Raw genomic sequence first — 2541 nt, 5'->3', positions numbered from 1 at the left:
GAAGATGCACTTATCATCTTCGTAGAAGAAAACTAAAATGAAACACCATCCAGATAATAATTGGATGGTGTTTTTTAGTTACAGAGAAACACTAGAATGTTTTTCCTATTAGATTGTGATGATACTTGAACATATGAGATTGAATCAGTTGCCGATGGATGAGCAACTGCAATGCGTAACATTTATATTTTGCATAACATTTTAATTGTTATGCAAAACTATATATATTACATTTAATTTAAAGTGAGAAAATAACAATGTCAGATAAACCTTATAGCAGCAAATAAAAATATGTTAATCATTATGATCACATTCAGAGAGCAAATGAAGGTGTTTTAAGTATTTAAATTCCAATATTACTCAAAGTATTTATAATCATTTCGTCCATTTTCCTTAACTTCATAAAGTGCTGTATCTGCTTCTTTATAGATGTCCGAGAATTTAGCTGAGTCACTATGAGGTATAGATATACCGATACTCAACGTCACTGAAAACATAATGCCTTCAGATTCAAAAGGATAATTCTTTATACTATTTTGTATTCTGTTTATAATTTTATTGATCTGCTTTTTTGAGCAGTTCGAAATAAAGACCATAAATTCATCACCACCCAGTCGTCCAACTAAGTCGTCAGTTCTAAAATGATTACGGATAATGTTTACAATGTCTTTTATCACTTTGTCACCAGTTTGATGCCCATATTGATCATTGATTTGCTTAAAATGATCTATATCTATTATTATAAGTGCACACAACTCATCAGAAGCGGTATTACTTACCAGCAAACTATTAACTTTGCTTTCAAATGTACTCCTATTAAGTAGTTGTGTCATGCTATCCTTTTCAGCTAATTCAATAAGTTCGTTTTGATATTGTTTTTCAATTGTGATATCTGTCAATAAAGAGATCGTACCAATATGTTTTTTGTTCTTTGAAAGACTATGGACTTTTATAAGGAAAACACTTGTGTTTTCATCGTCATTTACATATTCCAACTCAGTATCGTTATTTTCTGTAATTGCCTTATACCACTCGTCACAAGATTTAATTTTAGTAGACAGTTCATTTGTATCCACACTAAAATTCGTTTTGATGAAATTATTAATATCAACTATTTCCCCTGATTCATTTGTAAATATCATACCAACATTTATTTCATCAATGACCCATTCCCTAGCTATTGGTGAAATGGACATGAAATCATATCGATACATTCCAATTAACATAATAATTATACCTATTAAAAAACTGAGTGGTGTTGGTATTTCAACTCCAATGATATTAAATAATGCACTTTTACTGTAAGTGTATATAATTGGTATTAAAAAACCTATCAGTAAGAGCATGACTTGTTTCCGTGTATTTTTTGAGGTAGTTCTCATAAACACCCAAAGTTTGATCATTGCAATTAAATTCATTAAAGTATTTAGAGTAACTGCAATTTTACCAAATAAAGTTTGATTGACCTTAAGCACTAATATTGATGATAGTTCTTTTAACTCGACAGATACTCTCATAATATGATGATGGTTATTTGTAAATATTAGAATCACACAAATGATTGCAAATATAAAATTAATGTACCTCATTTTATTGAATATCTTATTCTCTTCTCTTGTATAAACCATAATAAAATTATACGAAGATGAGGGTAATAAAAACAGACCAATTTGACTCAAATTTCTAAATAACAGTTTCGCTTCATAAGTTTGTGAGACATTTTCTAAGAATATACACAATGAACCAATAAAAATAAAGACAATAACTAGACCTAATTCTTTGCCACCTCTTTTATCTTTCTTGCCATATATTGCGATGAGAGTAAGCACAATCATTGCTAATGCTAAAATATTAATGGATACAAATGCGTAACTAAGATTCATATATTAGTCCTTTCCTTTCAAAAAAATATATCTTTAATAGAATATTAAAGACAAATTCAGAGACGACTGATGAATTTTTTTCAAATGTAATCAGTCATCACTTCTTTAGTTGGTAATACTTCCTATACTTCACCGATAGTTATGAGTTCAAGTCTACTAAGTATCTCAATATAGTAAATCAAATTATCTAATGTACTTATCTTTGCTTATGGCATCGGCAAAATTAACCCTAAAAGTTTAAATACAATATCATATGTGTCGATAAAACATTGCTAAAATAAAACGGAGTTACTATGACAATTAATCATCATCAGAAATGCCCTAAAAGTTTTTTAGGGCACTTTAAAAGTTACTTTGACGGTGTTTCTTTTAGCCTTATACATATTTGTATCAGCACGGTGCATCATCAACTTAACTGTCATATCATGTACAGGATCGTATATGACGCTTCCAAGTGCAATGCCAAGTGGATAATAAAGTTTTTCATTATATTGTCTTATTGACTCATCGAAGTCTAAACATGCTTTTTCAAATATTACAATATCCTGGGTAGGAATGATAACAGCAAATTCATCGCCGCCAATTCTATAAGATTTACCAATTGTACCGAAATGCTGATCGATAAGATTGTAAGATGTTCTGATAGCATCATCACCTG

2 protein-coding genes are annotated in these 2541 nt (G+C 29.8%); both read right to left on the bottom strand.

What is annotated here, in order from left to right; translation table 11 throughout:
- Positions 1 to 356: 356 nt before the first annotated feature.
- Entirely contained in the window at positions 357 to 1883 is a 1527-nt protein-coding gene (locus AC3AX0_RS11425; protein ID WP_487550410.1) for a histidine kinase N-terminal 7TM domain-containing diguanylate cyclase, read from the bottom strand.
- Between the two features lie 332 nt (positions 1884 to 2215).
- Positions 2216 to 2541, bottom strand: a 326-nt coding sequence (locus AC3AX0_RS11420; RefSeq protein WP_487550409.1) for a diguanylate cyclase domain-containing protein, incomplete at its 5' end; no start/stop codon positions are given.

Source organism: Dethiosulfatibacter sp., assembly GCF_983023055.1.
The sequence above is the reverse complement of the archived record's forward strand: the minus strand, read 5'-3'. Positions and strand labels throughout refer to the sequence as shown.

What these genes read in the sequence shown, in the direction of transcription:
- AC3AX0_RS11425 (WP_487550410.1), bottom strand. Translation starts at nt 1,883, where the DNA reads ATGAATCTTAGTTACGCATTTGTATCCATTAATATTTTAGCATTAGCA.